16 protein-coding genes are annotated in these 17,745 nt (G+C 58.1%); 7 read left to right on the forward strand and 9 right to left on the reverse strand.

Annotated features, from left to right (window positions below; translation table 11 throughout):
• Positions 1 to 141: 141 nt before the first annotated feature.
• Complete coding sequence (locus J7380_RS09065) at positions 142 to 1,194, reverse strand: hypothetical protein (protein WP_209195431.1); 1,053 nt, start codon at positions 1,192 to 1,194, stop codon at positions 142 to 144.
• Positions 1,195 to 1,381: 187 nt separating this feature from the next.
• Between J7380_RS09065 and J7380_RS09070 the strand changes: the two genes are divergently transcribed.
• The 4 genes from J7380_RS09070 (at position 1,382) to J7380_RS09090 (ending at position 5,087) form a co-directional block, all read left to right on the forward strand.
• Positions 1,382 to 2,194, forward strand: coding sequence for a hypothetical protein (locus tag J7380_RS09070; RefSeq protein WP_209195432.1), 813 nt, complete (start codon positions 1,382 to 1,384; stop codon positions 2,192 to 2,194).
• A gap of 38 nt (positions 2,195 to 2,232) precedes the next feature.
• Complete coding sequence (locus J7380_RS09075; protein WP_209195433.1) at positions 2,233 to 2,892, forward strand: response regulator transcription factor; 660 nt, start codon at positions 2,233 to 2,235, stop codon at positions 2,890 to 2,892.
• Positions 2,892 to 4,235 carry a HAMP domain-containing sensor histidine kinase gene (locus J7380_RS09080; protein WP_209195434.1) on the forward strand — a complete coding sequence of 448 codons (1,344 nt, stop codon included), beginning with the start codon at positions 2,892 to 2,894 and terminating at the stop codon, positions 4,233 to 4,235. The genes J7380_RS09075 and J7380_RS09080 overlap by 1 nt, the downstream gene beginning before the upstream one ends.
• 621 nt (positions 4,236 to 4,856) lie before the next feature.
• Positions 4,857 to 5,087 (forward strand): helix-turn-helix transcriptional regulator, encoded by a 231-nt coding sequence (locus J7380_RS09090; RefSeq protein ID WP_247742493.1) that lies wholly within the window; start codon positions 4,857 to 4,859, stop codon positions 5,085 to 5,087.
• Between the two features lie 23 nt (positions 5,088 to 5,110).
• On the opposite strand, the gene J7380_RS09095 is transcribed toward J7380_RS09090, so the two are convergent.
• Entirely contained in the window at positions 5,111 to 5,812 is a 702-nt protein-coding gene (locus J7380_RS09095; protein ID WP_209195436.1) for a Crp/Fnr family transcriptional regulator, read from the reverse strand.
• A 188-nt stretch (positions 5,813 to 6,000) separates the two neighbouring features.
• Between J7380_RS09095 and hemA the strand changes: the two genes are divergently transcribed.
• Positions 6,001 to 7,224: a 5-aminolevulinate synthase gene (gene hemA, locus J7380_RS09100; RefSeq protein WP_209195437.1), complete on the forward strand. Its 1,224-nt coding sequence runs from the start codon at positions 6,001 to 6,003 to the stop codon at positions 7,222 to 7,224.
• Positions 7,225 to 7,279: 55 nt separating this feature from the next.
• Here hemA and J7380_RS09105 read toward each other — a convergent pair whose 3' ends face one another.
• The 7 genes from J7380_RS09105 to J7380_RS09135 form a co-directional block, all read right to left on the reverse strand.
• Complete coding sequence (locus J7380_RS09105; RefSeq protein WP_209195438.1) at positions 7,280 to 7,537, reverse strand: cytochrome C oxidase subunit IV family protein; 258 nt, start codon at positions 7,535 to 7,537, stop codon at positions 7,280 to 7,282.
• Positions 7,534 to 8,082 carry a cytochrome c oxidase subunit 3 gene (locus J7380_RS09110; RefSeq protein ID WP_209195439.1) on the reverse strand — a complete coding sequence of 183 codons (549 nt, stop codon included), beginning with the start codon at positions 8,080 to 8,082 and terminating at the stop codon, positions 7,534 to 7,536. The genes J7380_RS09105 and J7380_RS09110 overlap by 4 nt, the downstream gene beginning before the upstream one ends.
• Entirely contained in the window at positions 8,079 to 9,995 is a 1,917-nt protein-coding gene (locus J7380_RS09115) for a nitric oxide reductase D protein (RefSeq protein ID WP_209195440.1), read from the reverse strand. Before J7380_RS09115 ends, J7380_RS09110 begins: the two co-directional genes overlap by 4 nt.
• 9 nt (positions 9,996 to 10,004) lie before the next feature.
• Complete coding sequence (locus tag J7380_RS09120; protein WP_209195441.1) at positions 10,005 to 10,820, reverse strand: CbbQ/NirQ/NorQ/GpvN family protein; 816 nt, start codon at positions 10,818 to 10,820, stop codon at positions 10,005 to 10,007.
• Positions 10,820 to 12,187: a cbb3-type cytochrome c oxidase subunit I gene (locus J7380_RS09125; protein ID WP_209195442.1), complete on the reverse strand. Its 1,368-nt coding sequence runs from the start codon at positions 12,185 to 12,187 to the stop codon at positions 10,820 to 10,822. Before J7380_RS09125 ends, J7380_RS09120 begins: the two co-directional genes overlap by 1 nt.
• Before the next feature lie 16 nt (positions 12,188 to 12,203).
• Positions 12,204 to 12,653: a cytochrome c gene (locus tag J7380_RS09130; RefSeq protein WP_209195443.1), complete on the reverse strand. Its 450-nt coding sequence runs from the start codon at positions 12,651 to 12,653 to the stop codon at positions 12,204 to 12,206.
• 89 nt (positions 12,654 to 12,742) lie between these two features.
• On the reverse strand, positions 12,743 to 13,924 hold the full coding sequence (locus J7380_RS09135) for an NnrS family protein (protein ID WP_209195444.1): 1,182 nt from the start codon (positions 13,922 to 13,924) through the stop codon (positions 12,743 to 12,745).
• A 230-nt stretch (positions 13,925 to 14,154) separates the two neighbouring features.
• Between J7380_RS09135 and J7380_RS09140 the strand changes: the two genes are divergently transcribed.
• The gene (locus J7380_RS09140) at positions 14,155 to 15,831 is read left to right on the forward strand and encodes a cytochrome D1 domain-containing protein (RefSeq protein ID WP_209195445.1); all 1,677 of its coding nucleotides are present in this window, start codon (positions 14,155 to 14,157) and stop codon (positions 15,829 to 15,831) included.
• Positions 15,832 to 15,947: 116 nt separating this feature from the next.
• Positions 15,948 to 17,732 carry a NapC/NirT family cytochrome c gene (locus J7380_RS09145; protein ID WP_209195446.1) on the forward strand — a complete coding sequence of 595 codons (1,785 nt, stop codon included), beginning with the start codon at positions 15,948 to 15,950 and terminating at the stop codon, positions 17,730 to 17,732.
• The last annotated feature ends 13 nt before the right edge of the window (positions 17,733 to 17,745 follow it).

Raw genomic sequence — 17,745 nt, forward strand, 5'->3', positions numbered from 1 at the left:
GCTTTAATTCGCGCCTAGAGTGAGTACGGGTGCGCGATCCTTTTCGTCTTCAGTTCACATCCATTAGTCGATTACCGGGCCAGCCAATGTTTTGTAGGTGGATGATAAAGGCTGGCCCGGCTCTCGTTGCCTCCGTGAGATTCAGGGCAATGAGATCGTGTCTTGTTCGAGCCCGAGCATAGCTCGCACCGTCGCCTCCACTTCGTCGGTTACAGGTTTGTTCGCTGCATCTTCAAGCGCCTCACGCTCGAGGTCTGGCTGCTGTTCAACCTGCTCAGTTAGATCTTCAACTTCTGCAACCGCATCGTTGTAGTCGACAGCATCCTGCAGCTCATCCGCAATTTCCTGCTCCTCGTTTATGGCTTCCGCAAGCTCTGCTTCTGCAATGCCCAACGCCTCTTCGATTGCTTCATCCTCACCACCGGCATCCGCCAGGTCTTGTTCCAAATCGTCGACAACCTCTTGTTTCTCGTCGACATTTTTCTGCGCTTCATCAAGCGCATCTTCGATCTCATCGATTGCACGATCGGGCTGCTCCAGGCCCGCAAGCGTTTCGATCGCTTCTTCCAAATCCTCTTCGAGGGCAAAACCTGCCAGCACGGTATCACGATAGATTGCGATCCGGCCGACACGGGAATTCGGAGAGGCATTCAACAACGCTGTCGGGCTGGCATTGGCCGCGTTCAAGGCACCAAGTTCAGAAGGATGGGCCTGAAGAAGCTCGGACGCTTTGACCTTTTTGCTGCGGCCCTGTGGCCGAACAGATGTTGTCACTTCGGTCACGGCATCTTTCTGCCGAGAGCCAGAGGATACGGAACGGCTGGACTTGGACGGCTTCTTGGACGACTTATTGCCTTGGAAAAAACCCTTCAAAGAGAAGCCTTTTCCCCCAAGCGACTTATTTCCCGACCCCGCGGTTTTCTTACCGCTACGGTTGAGTCCCCCTTTACCTTTTGCGCCATCATTTTTGCCTGCGCCTTGGCCGCCATTTCCTTTGCCGCCGTTACCTTTTTCTCCACCGTTACCGCCGCCATTGCCTTTACCGCCACCGTTGCCCCCGCCATTGCCTTGCCCCCCTTTGGCAAAGGCGGGTTCAGGCACCGCGACCGTCATAACAACAGCAGCAGAGCCAACTAAGGCCACGGCAACAGCAGAAGCTTTCAGGAGGTTTGTCGTCTTGATCTTCATGTTCATTTACTTTGGCTCTCGCGGATCGAAATATTCCGAACGACAGCCCCCACTTAGTCGCCAGAGGCAGAATCACCCCTCTGACCGCATTTGACGTGATGCACACTGAACACACGAAAAACTGTTTGTTCATCACAAGTTCACATAGAATTAATTAATCTTTAGGGTGATCTTCGCAAAGACAGTGACCGTGATGTTAAAGCTTGTAGCAGTAACGCTTTTTGCCACCCTTCTCATGACTGGTGAGGGGTTTGCTGACGCGCGCGAACTTAAGCAGTCCGAGTTACGCCAGGCGACAAAGACTGGCAGTGCAATTCGGTTGAAAAGAGTTATTCGCGGCGTTGAAAAAGTGTTTGGCGGCACTCCTGTGGACGCACGCGCGTTTCAAACGGACAAGGTCTACTACCGGATTCTGGTCAAAAAACCCAACGGCAGCATTATCAGTGTTATTGTTGATGCCCAAACCGGCGTTGTCGTGTCGAATCGATCTAGCGTTGGTCGGCAAATACGCGAAGCGGCTCAGGCGAATACCGGCAAATCAGCCAATTCCAAAAGCCAAGCTGGAAACCGGGCCAACAGCGGAAACAACAATGCTGGTGGAAACGGCAACGGCAACTCCGGTGGTAATGGCAACGGCAATTCCGGCGGCAACGGCAACTCCGGGGGCAACGGTAATGGCAATTCCGGTGGCAACGGCAACTCCGGCGGCAACGGTAATGGCAATTCCGGTGGCAACGGCAACTCCGGCGGCAACGGTAATGGCAATTCCGGTGGCAACGGCAACTCTGGCGGCAACGGTAATGGCAATTCCGGTGGCAACGGCAACTCCGGCGGCAACGGTAATGGCAATTCCGGTGGCAACGGCAACTCCGGCGGCAACGGTAATGGCAATTCCGGTGGCAACGGCAACTCCGGCGGTAATGGAAATGGCAATTCCGGCGGCGGCAACAGCGGTGGCGGTAACTCCGGCGGCAACGGCAACGGAAATGGCGGACGCGAAAGATAACCGATGAACATTTCGCCGAAGCATTGTAGTTTTCACCTATGAGAGTATTGCTTGCAGAGGATGAGCCGCATCTTTGCGCTCAGGTCAAAAAACTTCTGAACGCCGAAGGCCGGGTTGTGGACGTAGCCCACAATGGGCTTGAGGCGCTTCATCTTGGATCAACTGAACCGTACGACGTGATCGTTTTGGACGTCGGTCTGCCGGAACGGGACGGTATCTCGGTTTTGCGGGAATGGCGCGCGAACGGCGTCAAGACACCTGTGCTGATCCTTACTGCACGGGATGGCTGGAGCGAACGGGTCGACGGTCTGGATGCTGGCGCCGACGACTACATGACCAAACCCTTCCATATGCCCGAGCTGGCAGCCAGAGTGCGTGCGATCCTACGGCGACAAAGCGGACAGCTTAATCCCCTGATCGAGATGGGGGGCGTGTCACTGGATACCAAAAACGGACGAGTAACCGCGAAAGATGTTCCGGTTGATCTGACTGCACAGGAAATCGCTGTGCTGACCTATCTGGCGCATAACCGGGGCCGTCTGATCTCGCGCACCGAGCTTTCCGAGCATATTTACGAATATGATGGTGATCGGGATTCGAACACGATCGCTGTCTTCATCACACGTCTTCGAAAAAAGCTGGGTCCCGAACTGATCAAAACCGTACGCGGGCGCGGCTATATGATCGACAGCGCCTGATGCTGTCACTACGGGAACGAGCCCTGCTGGGCGGCGTTGCCACGGGTGCCATCTCGGTTGCGGTGGGCACTTTGGCAGTTCTATCCTACATCAACTCAAGGGTTTCGGATCAATTTGACTCCAATCTGCGTGACCGCCACACGCAGCTCGTTGTCGGGCTAAGTGTCACGACAGACAACCCGGATGCATTGCAGGATCTGATGTTCGATCCGGCCTATGGCACACCTTATTCAGGGCGGTATTGGCAGGTGACCAACGAAGGGGATGAGGTATTCACCTCAGCTTCTCTGTTCGATGAAACCATCGCGGAACCTGTCGCTGCCACGGCGTCTGCAACCTTCTGGAACACAACCGGCCCTGAAGGTGAGGCTCTGCGCAGTATCTATCAGGAAATCTCGTACGAGGACGGAACCGTATGGGGCGTCAGTGTCGCCGAGAGTCGCAACGAGCTCATTGCCGAGCGCCGGGCCGCGCAGCGCAGCCTGCTGCCGGTTTTTACTCTGGTCGGCCTGATTGGGGTCGCTGGATCTTTGCTTTTGGTGTCTGCGATCATGGGTCCTCTTCGCAAACTTCGTACGGATGTTGCACATCGCTGGGACACGGATGAGGGGCTCAAGCCTGACGACTATCCTGATGAGGTGTCGCCATTGGTCGACGACCTCAACAAACTTTCAAGGCGTAATCGGGATATTGTATCAGGGTCGCGTCGACAAACTGCCGACCTCGCGCATGCGCTCAAGACGCCGACGGCGATCCTTCGCAATGAATTGAGCAGCCTAGCTGAACATGGCGCCACGATCGACACCGCGCAGGAAGCACTGGACAGGATAGACGCTCAACTCAGTCGTTCATTGGCACGAATGAGGGCTATGAACACAGCCGAACTTAGCCATTCGCGCGCAGATCTGTCCAATTCGGTGGACCGGTTGTCGCGCCTGTTTTCTCGCATGGCCGAACGTGACGGCAAAGAGTTCGAAGTCATTCGACAAAAAAACCTTTGGGTCCGGATGGATCCCCAGGACATCGAGGAAGTCCTGGGTAACTTGATGGACAACGCTGTCAAATGGTGTCGTCAAACTGTGCGTGTTTCGGCGATGGCCAAAAGGAACAGTATTGAAATTCATATCGAGGACGACGGACCGGGTATCCCCGAGGATGACCGACGCGAAGCTCTTCGATCAGGCGGGCGACTAGACACCTCTGTCGCTGGTACGGGACTGGGGTTGGCGATTGCGGTCGATTTGCTCAATGCATACGGAGCCAAGCTGGATCTGGGCAGTTCAAAGGCGCTGGGCGGGTTGGAATGTCGTGTTGTGATCAACTCGATGCACAAGAAACCATAAAAATAGGCGGAAGAGCACACGCATTCTGTGTTGATGGCGGAGACGAAGACAGCCATTTTGTCGACGCATCGTACGTCAAGTAATTCCCCAACCTATTGATAATAAATATATTTCATGGACTTCCCGCTGCAACCCATTGCACCTTGTCGCAACTGATATCAGTACTTTTGGCGGGTAAGGTGAGAGGTATGTGTGCCAAAAGTAGCGAAAGAACTGTCTGCGCTTGATGTGAAGAGATTGAAGCATCTGGGCAGCGCCGGAAACTCCACCGTCGCAGTGGGAGGAGTGTCAGGCCTCTTGATGCAAATCACCCCCAATGGCGGACGTACATGGCTTCTACGTGTATCTGTAGCAGGTAAAAGACGAGAAATTGGCTTAGGCGGCTATCCTGATACTTCATTATCCCAAGCAAGAGAACGTGCCGGGAAGCGAAGGATCAAATCAGACGAGGGATTGGCCCTGTAGAAGAACGTAAGTCTGCAAAAAAGCACTCGTCATGCCCCAAAGGCGAGGGTTGTCTTTTGCCGAAGCAACCAAGAGATGCCTCGCGGCAAAACTGGATGCATTCAAAAACGAAAAGCACCGCGATCAATGGCGCAACACCATCAACACCTACTGGTTATGAATCCTGACCCTAGAGCGGCTCGGACATCTGCCGGTCTTTCTCAGGAAGAACTCGCGCATCGCGCAGGGGTTAGCATTCGATACATCTCGCTGTTGGAAAGTCGAAAGCATCAACCAAGTTTGGCCACGCTAAAGAGTCTAAGCGATGGTCTGGAAATTACTTTGGTTGCGTTTGTTACGGACGTTCAGGATCGGTATTCGTTGGCCTCGTCCAGTGATCAAAAATGACCAATAATTTAACATAATTTAGCTTACCTCTGATTTCCGCCTTGAGGCTCGTCCTCAACATATCTGCGAAGCGCGTCGATGTCCGAAATTTCAGCGTGGCTTCGATCTATCTGCACCCCAACCTTTTTAAGCCTTGAAAACGCGCGGCTCAGGCTCTCGGGCTTCATTCCCAAACGACCGGCGATCAGCATCTTGTCATATGGCAGTGACACCTCGCAACCACCCTCATCGCTGTCGCAAAGATTCAACAAGAACTCAGCGACCCGCTGTGCGCCAGTTTGAGCCTTGAGCTGTTCGAGCTGAGCGACCAACGAATGCAGGTGCGTAAATGTGGACGCCAGGATGGAAATTCCGATTTCAGGGTCCTCTTTCATCAACGAGATCAGGACCGGGCTGGGAATATGCATCACTTCACAGTTTGACACGGCTTCGGCTGAAACGGGGTATGGTACGTTTCGCAACGCCACCGCCTCGCCGAAACTGTCACCGCGTTTGAAAACGCTGACGACGGCCTCGGCACCGTTAGGCGTCATGCGGAAAAGCTTGACCCAACCGGCTATGACGACATGAACGGCTTTTGCGGTTTCTTCCTGCAAAAAAATTGTCTCGCCCCGATCGTACTGCCGCCATATCGCGTGGCTCAGCAGCGTTTCGACGTGCTGATCCGGAAAACTGCGCAGCAAAAGCGACTGACGCGCGATTGCCTTTTGTGCTTGATGTGGCACGAAAACTCCCCCGATATCATTTTCTGCAGCCTAAAACCCAAGACCTGCCGATACTGTTCTTAAGCTATGTCAATCTGAAGCGGCCGCGTCAAACTTATGATACCGGGTTAACTTGACAATAGTCATGTCGTGACACGTGCGCCTGACCTATCTTTGGTCCAAAGCCAGTAATATCGGGAGCCCGTCAGATGGATTACGAGCGATTCTTCACTCAGAGCCTTGATGATCTTCGGAACGAGGGTAACTACCGCGTTTTCATAGACTTGCAACGCCGCTGTGGGTCATTCCCGAACGCGCGCCAGACGGACGGATCAACCCAGCGCAACGTGCGGATCTGGTGTTCCAACGATTACTTGGGCATGGGTCAGCATCCTGCGGTTATCACCGCCATGCACGACGCGCTGGATCGCTGCGGCGCGGGCGCAGGTGGTACGCGAAATATCTCGGGTACTACCCATGACCACGTATTACTTGAGGCGGAACTAGCCGATCTGCATGGCAAAGAGGCAGCGCTTTTGTTCACCTCGGGTTATGTTTCGAACTGGGCGGCGTTGGGGACGCTGGCTGCAAAAATCCCTGGTCTGATTGTTTTCTCTGATGCGTTGAACCATGCCTCGATGATCGAAGGCATCCGCCACTCACGGGCGCAGAAGGTGATTTGGAAACATAACGACCTAAAAGATCTTGAGGCCAAGCTGGCCGCAGCCGATCCCCACGCCCCCAAGCTGATTGCCTTTGAATCCGTCTACTCGATGGACGGCGATATCGCGCCCATCAAAGAGATCTGCGATCTGGCCGATAAATACGGTGCGATGACCTATTTGGATGAGGTCCACGCCGTTGGCCTTTACGGCCCCCGTGGTGGCGGCATCGCCGAGCGCGAAGGCCTGATGGACCGCCTGACCGTGATCGAGGGCACTCTGGGCAAGGCGTTTGGTGTGGTGGGCGGCTATATCGCAGCATCCGCCGCGCTGTGCGATTTCGTCCGCAGCTTTGCCAGCGGCTTCATCTTTACCACCGCCCTGCCCCCGTCGATTGCGGCAGGGGCTGCGGCCTCGATCCGGCATCTGAAACAGTCGAGTTTGGAACGCAACCTGCAAAAAGCCCGCGTCTCGCAGGTCCGGGCGCGGCTGGACGCCGAAGGTATCCCGCATCTGCCCAACCCCAGCCACATCATTCCGGTGATGGTGGGTGACCCGGTGAAATGCAAGTTCATCTCGGACACGCTGTTGGAGGAGTTCGGCATCTATATCCAGCCGATCAACTATCCCACTGTTCCCAAAGGCACCGAGCGTTTGCGGATCACGCCCTCGCCCGTGCATACGGATGCGGATATCGATCATCTGGTCGGCGCGCTGTCCGCCCTGTGGCAGCGTTGCCAGATCGCGCGGATGCCGATGGCGGCACAGTAATCCAAAGCGCCCCTCGCTTGGAAAGGGCCGTCCTGCGGGGCGGCTTTTTCTGATGTCAGATCAGGTAAAGCGCAAAGATCAGAACCGAAAACGCGGTAAACACAGCGGTGAAGCCACGCAACCACGCGGGGCTGTGCGTCAGATCCAAATAATGCGCCAGGATCACGCGGGCCTTGATCAGCGCCAGCAGCAGGATACCCGCGCCCAAAACCGCCGCAGGCAGATGCAGCGCTGTCAGGGCCGCAGACCCGAGGCTGAACGCCAGCAGAGCAAGCCATGCGCGCGTCAGGTGATATCCGTGCGACCCCTTCATCCCAGCAGGTAGATCACCGGAAACAGCATGATCCAGACCAGATCGACCATATGCCAGAATTGCGCGCCTGCTTCGATGTTTCGCGGGTCATAGCGCCACGCGACCAGCAACAGGATCAGCACGCCGGCCAGCACATGTGCCGCGTGAAAGCCGGTCAGCAGATAGTAGAACAAGAAAAACGGATGGGTCTCGAAACTGATCCCCTGCGCGGCCTTGTCGGCATATTCGGCCCCTTTGATGATCAGGAACACGACGCCCAGCATCGCCGCCCCGATCAGTGCCAATCGCGCAGCATCCTGGCGCGTTGTCTGTCGCCAATGCAACGCCATCGCCGCCAGATAGCCCGATGTTACCAGAACCCCCGTATTCAGCGCGGCACCCGTGCGGTGCAGATGCGACTGCGCCTCGGCAAAGCCCGCTGGATCGGTCAGGCGCACGCCCATGAAGGCGATCAGCCCCGCGCCGAAGACCAGCAGTTCCGAGACGATCAGCACCCAAATCAGCAACTCGCCCGGAAGGTCGTCGATCAACGCGCTGTCGCTCATGCTCCGACCAGTTGGCGGTAGATCTGCGGCAGCGCCATGGTCAGGCGATGCGGGTCGGGGATGACGGCAAAGCCCCCCTGCCCGAACATGCGCGGGAACCAGCTTTTGCCGGTTTTGTCGATCGTGACGCCAAAGACCGATTGCCCGGCGCGGCGCGCCTCGTGCACGGCCTGGCGGGTGTCTTCGATCCCGTGGCGGCCTTCATAGTGGTCCAGATCGTTGGGCTTGCCATCGGTGATCACCAGCAGCAACCGCCGTTTGCGCAATTGCGCCGCCAGATCGGCCGAGCAATGGCGGACCGCTGCCCCCAACCGCGTATAGTGGCCGGGGCGCAGCGAGGCGATACGTTGTTCAACCAGCGTGCCCATCGGTTCATCAAACCGTTTGCACCTCTGTACATAAACACGCTGGCGTTTTAGCGAACTGAAGGCATGAATGGCGAAATCGTCTCCGCAAGCGTTCAGCCCCCACGCCAGGGCGGTCAGCGCCTCGCGTTCGATGTCGATCACTGCGCGGCCCGTGACGGCGCTTTCGGTAGAGCGGCTGACATCCAGCAGGATCGAGACCGCCAGATCGCGTGCCTCGGGACGGGACTGCATCCAGATACGCTCATTGCCTTCACCGCTAGCGAGGCGGTCGACCTCAGCACGCACGGCAGCTTCGATATCCAGCTGATCGCCATCCAGATGGCCCCGCGTCATAACGCGGCCCGGGCGCAGGGCCTCGAACTGGCGTTTGACAGCACGGATGCGGCGGGCGGTGGCGGGGTCTTTACCAAATTCGGCGGCATCTTCGCGGATCTCGGCATCGGAGAGTAATACGTTCACGTGATCGGGCAGGTACTGACCGGTGCGCACATCCCATTCGGGATAGAGGATGCGGCCAGACAGACGCTCGCGGTTCACGTCTTCAGGTGCGAGGTCGAGATGCAGTTTCAGTTTGGTGGGTGGGGCTTTGGATATCTGGCCCAACCCGATCTCTTCCTGATCGTCGGCAGCTTTCTTTGCGTTGTCGGGGTCGTCATCGTCGATGCGGCGGTTGATATTCAGGAACTCGGCCCAGCTCAGGATCGCTTCGAACTTGTGCAGGATGAAACTGTCGCTGCGCTCGGCCTGATCCGATTTACGACGGCGAGCGCGGTGGGTTTTTTCGCCGGATTCCTCGGGTTCACCTTCAGTATCGGGGTTTTCGACCTCGTTATGTTCGGAAAATCCAACCGCGCGCAGGTCCGGCCACAGGGGAACGGGGCGAAAGGGTTGATAGCCGCGCGGGGCCTCAGCCTGAAGGACCAGATACGCACGGGCCCGGTCGGACAGCGGATGGGGATCACCCAGCATGTTGCGGATGATGCTTTCAACCGCCGCCTCGGCGGGGGGCAGATCGGGGACGTTGCGTTGATGCAGCAGGCCCTTGCACAGTTCGGCATATAGCGGGCGCAGGCCGGGGGCGTCTTCAAGGGTGTCCCTGACCATCTGCCGGGCCGCAGCCAACGCGCGCAAATCAGCCCGTAGCGGGTCGGTTTCGTCCGTGCGGGTTCCGGCATGGGCCGCTGCGGCGGCCAGCCAGACATAAAGCGCGCCATTGGCCTCGCGCAGCGGATAGACCGCCAACCGGTCGGGCAGGCGCAGTACTTCACCGTCGAACGAGGCGCGCGGCATCAGCTCGGCCTCGGTCGCCAGTTTGCGACGCCAGCTTAGGCGGTGGCGTGAAATCTCGGGTGAGACCGGACGCAATTCAACGCCCGGGCTACCCCCAAGTCCTCGGAAGAGGACGGCCAGCCGCCCCGCGACCTCAGAAAGGTCGACCGCGGCTCCATCATGCACCAAAGGTGCATCGAGGCGGCTGGCAAGGGTGTGCCACAGTTTCCCGATCGTTTCTTCGGGTTCCCATGGCTCAAAATCGATCCTGACCATCGGCCGGCCTCACCCAAAGACAGCCGTGACAAGATCGAGGAGCCCGCGTTTGATGTCCTCATCATCCGTCAGAGGTTCAACCATAGCGGCAAGGATGGCGCGGTCGGTGGACATGCCCTGTGCGATCAGCGTCGCGGCATAGACAACCAGACGGGTGGAGACGCCTTCCTCAAGGTCCTGACCCTTGAGCCCGCGCAACTTGTTCGCCAGCCGAATCAGTGGCTTGCAGCGTTCCAGCGGCAGGCCACTTTCCTTTGCGACAACTTCGGCCTCCATTTCAGGCGACGGGAAGTCGAACTCCAGCGAAATAAACCGCTGCCGGGTCGAGGGTTTCAGGGTTTTCAGGATATTCTGGTATCCGGGGTTATAGGATGCGACCAACATGAAACCAGGCGCGGCCTCAAGCTCTTCGCCAGTGCGGTCGATCGGCAGGATGCGCCGGTCGTCGGTCAGCGGGTGCAGCACGACGGTCACGTCTTTGCGGGCTTCGACCACCTCATCAAGGTAGCAGATCGCCCCTTCGCGCACCGCGCGGGTCAGAGGGCCATCAACCCAGACGGTTTCGCCGCCCTTCAGCAGGTAGCGCCCGATCAGGTCGGCAGCGGCCAAGTCATCATGGCAGGCCACGGTATAAAGCGGGCGGTCAAGCTTGGCGGCCATATGAGCCACAAAGCGGGTTTTGCCGCAGCCTGTCGGGCCTTTCAGAAGAACCGGCAGGTCGTTGTTGTACGCAGCGCAGAAGACGTCGCATTCATCGCCTTGGGGCAGGTAGAAGGGGGCGTTTGCCGCCCCCTCGTTCAGTTTCATGGAGCCATCCATATCCATCACTCCGCAGGGGTTTCGGCTGCGCCGGGTTCAATGATCTCTTTCCGGGGAACCCAGACAGAGTAGATGAACAGCAGTGCTCCAAGGACAACCACCACACCAGAGCCCAGACGCATCCAGTAGAAGATTGCAATCTGGTCCTGTACGTCCATGAAGTAGTCGCCAATCACCCGCTGCATGTGTGTTTGCACGGTACCACCGAAGGTCAGGACGAAGGTCATGAAGACCATGCCTGAGGACATCAGCCAGAAAGAGGCCATGTTCATCACCTGATTATACGGATCACGGTTTTTCAGGATCGGCATCGCATAGCTGAAGATCGCCAGATTGAGGCAGACATAGGCACCGTAGAAGGCCAGATGACCATGGGCCGCGGTGATTTGCGTGCCGTGGGTATAGTAGTTCACCCCGTGCAGCGTATGCAGGAAGCCCCAGACACCGGCACCGAAAAAGGCCAATGTGGCACAGCCCAGCGACCACAGCAGCGCGGCCTTGTTGGGATGGTCCCGGCGGCCTTTCCAGACCATGACGAAGGCGAAGGCCATCATCGCGAAGAACGGGATCACTTCGAGGCTCGAGAAGATCGACCCTATCCACTGCCAGTAACCGGGTGTACCGATCCAGTAGTAGTGGTGCCCTGTTCCAAGGATGCCCGAGAACAGCGCGGCGGCAACGATGACATAGAGCCATTTCTCGACGATCTCACGGTCCACGCCTGTCAACTTGAGCATCAGATAGGCCAGGATCGAGGCCATGATCAGCTCCCACACGCCTTCGACCCAAAGGTGTACGACATACCACCAGTATTGCTTGTCCAGGGACAGGTTGCCGGGGTTGTAGAAGGCAAACAGGAACAGCAGCGCCAGACCCCACAGACCCAACAGAAGGATGTTGGTAATCGCGGTTTTCTTGCCCTTCAGAACGGTCATCGACACGTTGTAAAGGAAGATCAGCGCGGCCACGACGATGCCGGCCTTGACCCATTTGGGTTGCTCAAGGAACTCCCGCCCCTCTTTACCCAGTAGCCAGTTTCCTTCGAACAGGTTGAACGTATAGGTCAGCACTACGCCCAGCGTGCCGAGGATCAGTATCGCCAGTTGCGCGTAGGCCAGCGTGGGTGAATGAATTTCGCGCTCGGCCTCTTCGGGGATCAGAAAGTACGCCGCACCAAAAAAGCCGGTGATCAACCAGACGATCAGGGCGTTGGTGTGCAGCATCCGCACGATGTTGAACGGCAGCAGGTCGGATAGAAAGTTCGGGAACACATAGATCAGACCGGCCAGAAGGCCGCCGATCACCTGGATCGCGAACAGGCCCATTGCAAATGCGAAATACGCGTAGGCTACTTTTTGGGATTCATATTTCATTGTTCCGGTTCCCTTCTCAGCCCGCCTCGTTGGGCGGCCAGTCCTGAGCGTCGATATTATCCGTCCAGATCAGGAAGTTGGTCAGGTCGCGGATTTCTTCGTCGCTGAGGTTGAAATTGGGCATCTGTCGACGACCGGGAATGCCGGTCGGCTGCGCCTCCATCCAGCCCTTGAGGGACTCAAAGGCCGATTCCGGGTCGTCCAGCACGCCCCAACGGGTCATTACATTGCCCACTTCGGGGGCATAGTACGCGCCCTCGCCCAGGATCGTATGACAGTTGATACAGGCGTGTTTTTCCCAGACATGTTTGCCCCGGACCACGCTTTCATCCAGCTTGGCGGTGTTTTCCGACCGTAGGATATACAGGTGGGAATGGGCCGACAAAGCCAGAAAGATGAGGATAAAGAACAGGGACCCGCCATAGAATATATTGCGAGCCATGCTCTTGGTCATGACTTCTCGCATTGCGCTCTCCTTTGCGCAGATTAGCTAGTATGGGCAGAATGACGATTGGGCAGGCCCGGCTCCTTAACGAAAGTCAAGCCTGCGGGATTTTACGCGGATCGGGGCGCGCGGGGGCCTGTCAACGCGGGCCACATCGCCAACAAATACAGGGCAAAAGCCGCAACCCACAACCCGTCCGACAACAGCATCGCCACCACATAGCCGGCGTTCAGGTCAGTACCGACCCAGCGGGTCAGCGCGGCTACGGCCATCAGCCCATAAGCCACCACCATCGGCCCCGGCGCGACCAGCTCGCGCCCGCTGTGACCCAGTGCGGCGCGACTCATGACGGCCAAGGTCATACCCCCGACACAGCCGATCCCCAGCACGTGCAGCGCGGCGACCTCATTGCCCAGACCAAGCTCGGCCAGACCCCACAGAATCAGACCCAGCGCCAACATGCCCAGCCCCAGATGCAGCGCCAGAAGAATCGGTTGGCGCAGCGTCCAGCGGGTGCGCCACCGCGCCATGCGCAGCACCTGAACAGCGCCCAGCAACACGGCCACCACAGCCGGAACCGGACCGATACCAAAGACCAGCGCGCTGAGCGGCAGCGCCAGTGCCAACCCCATCCCCGCCTTGTCCAGCGCAGGGACCGAGACCGGCCAGTCGCCCTCAGACAAGCCTGCACGTTTCATGGCGTTGCGGGTAAAGGCTGGGGTGATCCGACCGCCCAGAATGGCAATCATGGCGCATAGGGTCAGCAGCCCGGCGCGCAGCCCAAGCCCAAGCGTGTCACCGGTCAGCCCGATCCATTCCAGATGGGTCAACAGGTCGGACACCCAGATCAGCACCAGAAGCAACAGAAAGATCATGTTCTGCGGTTTGGGCCGCCGCACCAGCTGAGTCGCAATCTTGGCGGCCAGAATCGGCACAAAAGCCAGATCCACCACCGCCACCAGAACCGGCGAGAGCTGCCCCGAAAACCACATCGCCATACGTCCAGCCAGCCACAGCCCAGCGGCCAGGGTAATAAACCGCGCGCGCGCATCAGGCGCGCCGGTCCAATTCGGCACGGCGGTCAGGAAGAACCCGCCAAGGGCTGCGGTGGCATAGCCGAAAATCATCTCATGCGCGTGCCACATGGGCGGCGTCATAGCGTAGTCAGGAGCGAGGTAAGGCACGCTGAGCCACAGTCCCCAGACAAGGCCCACAAACAGGCCGTACAACCCGGCGGAAAGAAAGAAAACACGAAACCCCTCACCAAAAACACGGGTGATGATTGCGGGCATGGCTGCTCTCCTTGGCAGTTTTCGCAATCCTACCAAGGGGCATTCCCGGGCGGCTTAACCAAAGTCAAAACACAGAAAACATGCACGTAAGGATCAGATTTTATTGCAGGTTTTCTTGTGCTTCTTGGATGCTTCTGACAAATCGCCGCCCCCTGTTGACTTTCGTCAAGGATCGACAGGCGGCAATGTTTCACCCTCGGTCCTGCCTCACCAGCAAACGGAGAGTGATCATGTCACTTGGAATCAGCTACACTAAAACCGGTCGCGCTTTTGGGGTCGGTTTGGCAATGCTGCTGGGCAGCGTCGCTGCACCTGCCTTTGCAGAAGAGCCAACCCTAAGCAAAGAAGCCTTCGAATCTTCCAAACAATTATACTTTGAACGCTGCGCCGGTTGCCACGGCGTGCTGCGCAAAGGGGCGACGGGCAAAAGCCTTGAGCCGTTGGTCGAAACAAAGAATGCCGATGGCACAATAACCGAATCCGGCACCCTGAAACTGGGTCAGGAGCGGCTTGAAAAAATCATCGCCTGGGGGACCGAAGGCGGGATGAATAACTTCTCGGACGTGATGACCGAGGACGAGATCCGCGATATGGCGACCTATATCCAGATGGAGCCGCCCAAGCCCCCCGAGATGTCGCTTGAGCAGATGATGGCGACCCGCAAGGTCTATGTCGAACCTGAAGATTACCCGTCCGAGCCGCTGCATGGCCGCAACTGGGAAAACTTCTTCGTCGTCATCGAACGTGACGTGGGCAAAGTGGCCGTGATTGACGGCGACACCAAAGAGGTGCTGACCCATATCCCCACAGGTTATGCGGTACACGTTCTCAAAGCGTCCGAACATCACAAACTGGAAGAGCCGGAAAACCCGGGTCGCTTCTGGTACACGATGGGCCGCGACGGCAAGATGACCAAGATCGACCTGTGGCAAAAGCCTGAAAACATGTTGGTTGCCGAGGTGACCATTGGGTATGACGCCCGCGACGTAGCTGTTTCGGGTGACGGTAAATACGTCATTGGTGGGGCCTATTGGCCGCCGCATTTCGCTATTGTCGACGCCGAAACCATGGAACCCAAAAAGGTCGTTTCGACCCGCGGTGTAAACGTGGACGGGGACTATGTGGAAGAAAGCCGCGTGGCCGCCATCTACACCACCCCGAACGAGCCCACATGGATCGTCGCCGTCAAGGAACTGGGTCAGTTGTGGCAGGTGGATTATACCGACCTGGACAACTTGCGGATCGACAAGATCGACAGCGCCAAGTTCCTGCATGACGGGTTCTTCGACCCCTCGGGCCGCTACTTCCAGATCGCCGCAAACGCGTCGAACAAAATGGTTGTGGTCGACACCGAGACCCACAAGCTGGAAGCCATGATCGACACCGCTCCGCTGCCGCACCCCGGCCCGGGCGCCAACTGGGATGACCCGAATTGCGGCCCGGTTGCAGGTACGACCCACTTGGGCGAAGGCACCGTAACCGTTTGGGGCAACGACCCCGAAGGCCACCCGGATCAGGCATGGCAGACCTGCTATGAGGTCGAAACTGACGGACCCGGTCTGTTCATCCGGACCCACCCGGAATCGGACTACATCTGGGCCGATCAGACCAAGCACCCCGAGCCTGAAGTGCAGCAATCGGTGCAGGTCATCGACAAGGCAACTGGTGAGATCGTGAAAACGATCCAGATCACCGAGGAGGAAGGTAATGTCGCCGTCCACTTCGAGTTCAACCAGGACGGCTCTGAGGTTTGGGTTTCCAAGTGGAACCGCTCGACCTCGAAAGAGCCCAACGGTGAGATCGTGATCTTCGACGCCAAGACGCTGGAAGAGATCGGCCGCGTGAAAGGTCTGTTCGCGCCGACCGGCAAGTTCAACGTCTACAACCGGTCGAACCACGTCACCTGACGCGGTTGCCACCAACACTGGAAAGGGCGGGCCCCTCGCCCGCCCTTTTCCTGTTTCCCCCCTTAGCCAACGCTCGGGCCTGACACGCCAGGCCAGTCAAGCAAACGGAGCCCGATATGACCTCGGAACCGGATAAGAAACCACCAATCTGGCGCCGGTATTTCCTGTGGGGAATGCCCGTGGCCGGCATCGCCGCGGCCTTTGCCGGCGGCATCATCTTCTGGGGCGGGTTCAACACCGCCATGGAAGCCACCAACACCAAGGAATTTTGCGTTTCGTGCCACGAAATGCGCGATTTCGTCTATGAGGAATACACCGGCACGATCCATGACGTGAACCGATCCGGCGTTGGCGCGGTCTGTTCCGATTGCCACGTACCCAAGGACTGGACGCATAAGATGATCCGCAAGATCAAGGCGTCCAAAGAGCTGTATGGCAAGATGGTCGGCACCATCAACACGCGCGAGAAATTCGAAGCCAAGCGCGTGCATCTGGCAATGAACGAATGGGAGCGGATGAAGGCCACCGACTCGCGCGAGTGTCGCAACTGTCATGATTTCGAATCGATGATGCCCGAGTTCCAGAAACCCCGCGCACGGCAGCAGCACCTGAACGCGATGACTGTTGGTCAGACCTGTATCGACTGCCACAAGGGGATTGCCCACTCGGACGCTCGTGATCGGGCGGATGAGGAATATCTGGAACAACTCGAAGCGCCGAATCCTGCATTCATCCGCGAAATTCCGGCCGAATATCTGGCCAGCCTCGAACGGATCGAAGCCAAAGAAGCCGCAGAGGCTGAGGCTGAAAAAGCAGCACGTGTTGCGCAGCAAAAGGCGGTGCAGGCCCAGATCGCGGCAGCTGTAGATGCAGCTGTGGCCGAGGAACGCGCCAAAGCCGCTGGTGAAGAGGCCACAGCGCCCGCCGGGGGAGGCAGCGATGTCGGCGCCAATATCGACTGGAACGCCGTCGCCAGTGCCGACATGAAACTGTTCTACCCCGGACAGGCCTCGTTTGAATGGGTTCAGAATGGTCGGTCACATGGCGGTGCGCGGCCCCTGACCAAAGGTGGCGACAAATGCACGACCTGTCACGCCGCCGAGTTGGATACGATCGGCAACAAGATCGTCGCAGGCGGCGAGCTTGAACCGACACCAATCCCCGGCAAACGCGGTGTGATCGACGCGACCGTGCAGGCGGCCCATGATGACGAGAACCTGTATATCCGTCTGCAATGGCCGGATGCGGGCCACAACCCTGCGCCGTTTGTCGACGGTGGCAAGATGGACCCGGACAACCAGATCAAAGTGGCCATGATGATCACCGGCACGGGTATCGAAATGGGCGATCAGGTAGGTTGCTGGGCCTCGTGCCACGCCGACAACACTTACATGCCCTTTGATCCGGGTGCAGATGCGATTGCGGCCAATGGTGACTTCTCCAATCGCATGACCGCGCAGGATACGGTGACCAAATACCTCAGTGAAAGCCGCACCGAGGTCGACACCAAAGGCCGCCGGGGCAAGCCGCTGGGTGGTTGGGACAAGCTGCACGCGGCTGAGCAGATCGAGCAGTATCTGGCCGATGGCACTTATCTGGACCTGATGCGCGTCTATGCCGATGGCAGCGCCACCAACGGCTACCTGCTGGAACAGCGCGTGGTCAATGATGGCGAGATTGCTGCCTCGGCCAGCCTGGACGCGGGTATGTGGGCGGTGGTCTTCACCCGTCCGCTGAACTCGGGCGCGGCCGGTGATGTGCCGCTGGAAGCAGGCAAGACCTATACGGTCGGCTTTGCCATCCACGATGACTTTGCCGCCGCCCGGTTCCACCACGTGACGCTGGATACCAGCCTGGCACTGGACGATGACAGCGCGTTCATCAACGTGGTCAAACAGTAGAAGACAGGGGCCG

This window comes from Ruegeria sp. R8_1 (assembly GCF_017743815.1).
In the GTDB taxonomy this organism is placed as follows: Bacteria; Pseudomonadota; Alphaproteobacteria; order Rhodobacterales; family Rhodobacteraceae; genus Ruegeria; species Ruegeria lacuscaerulensis_A.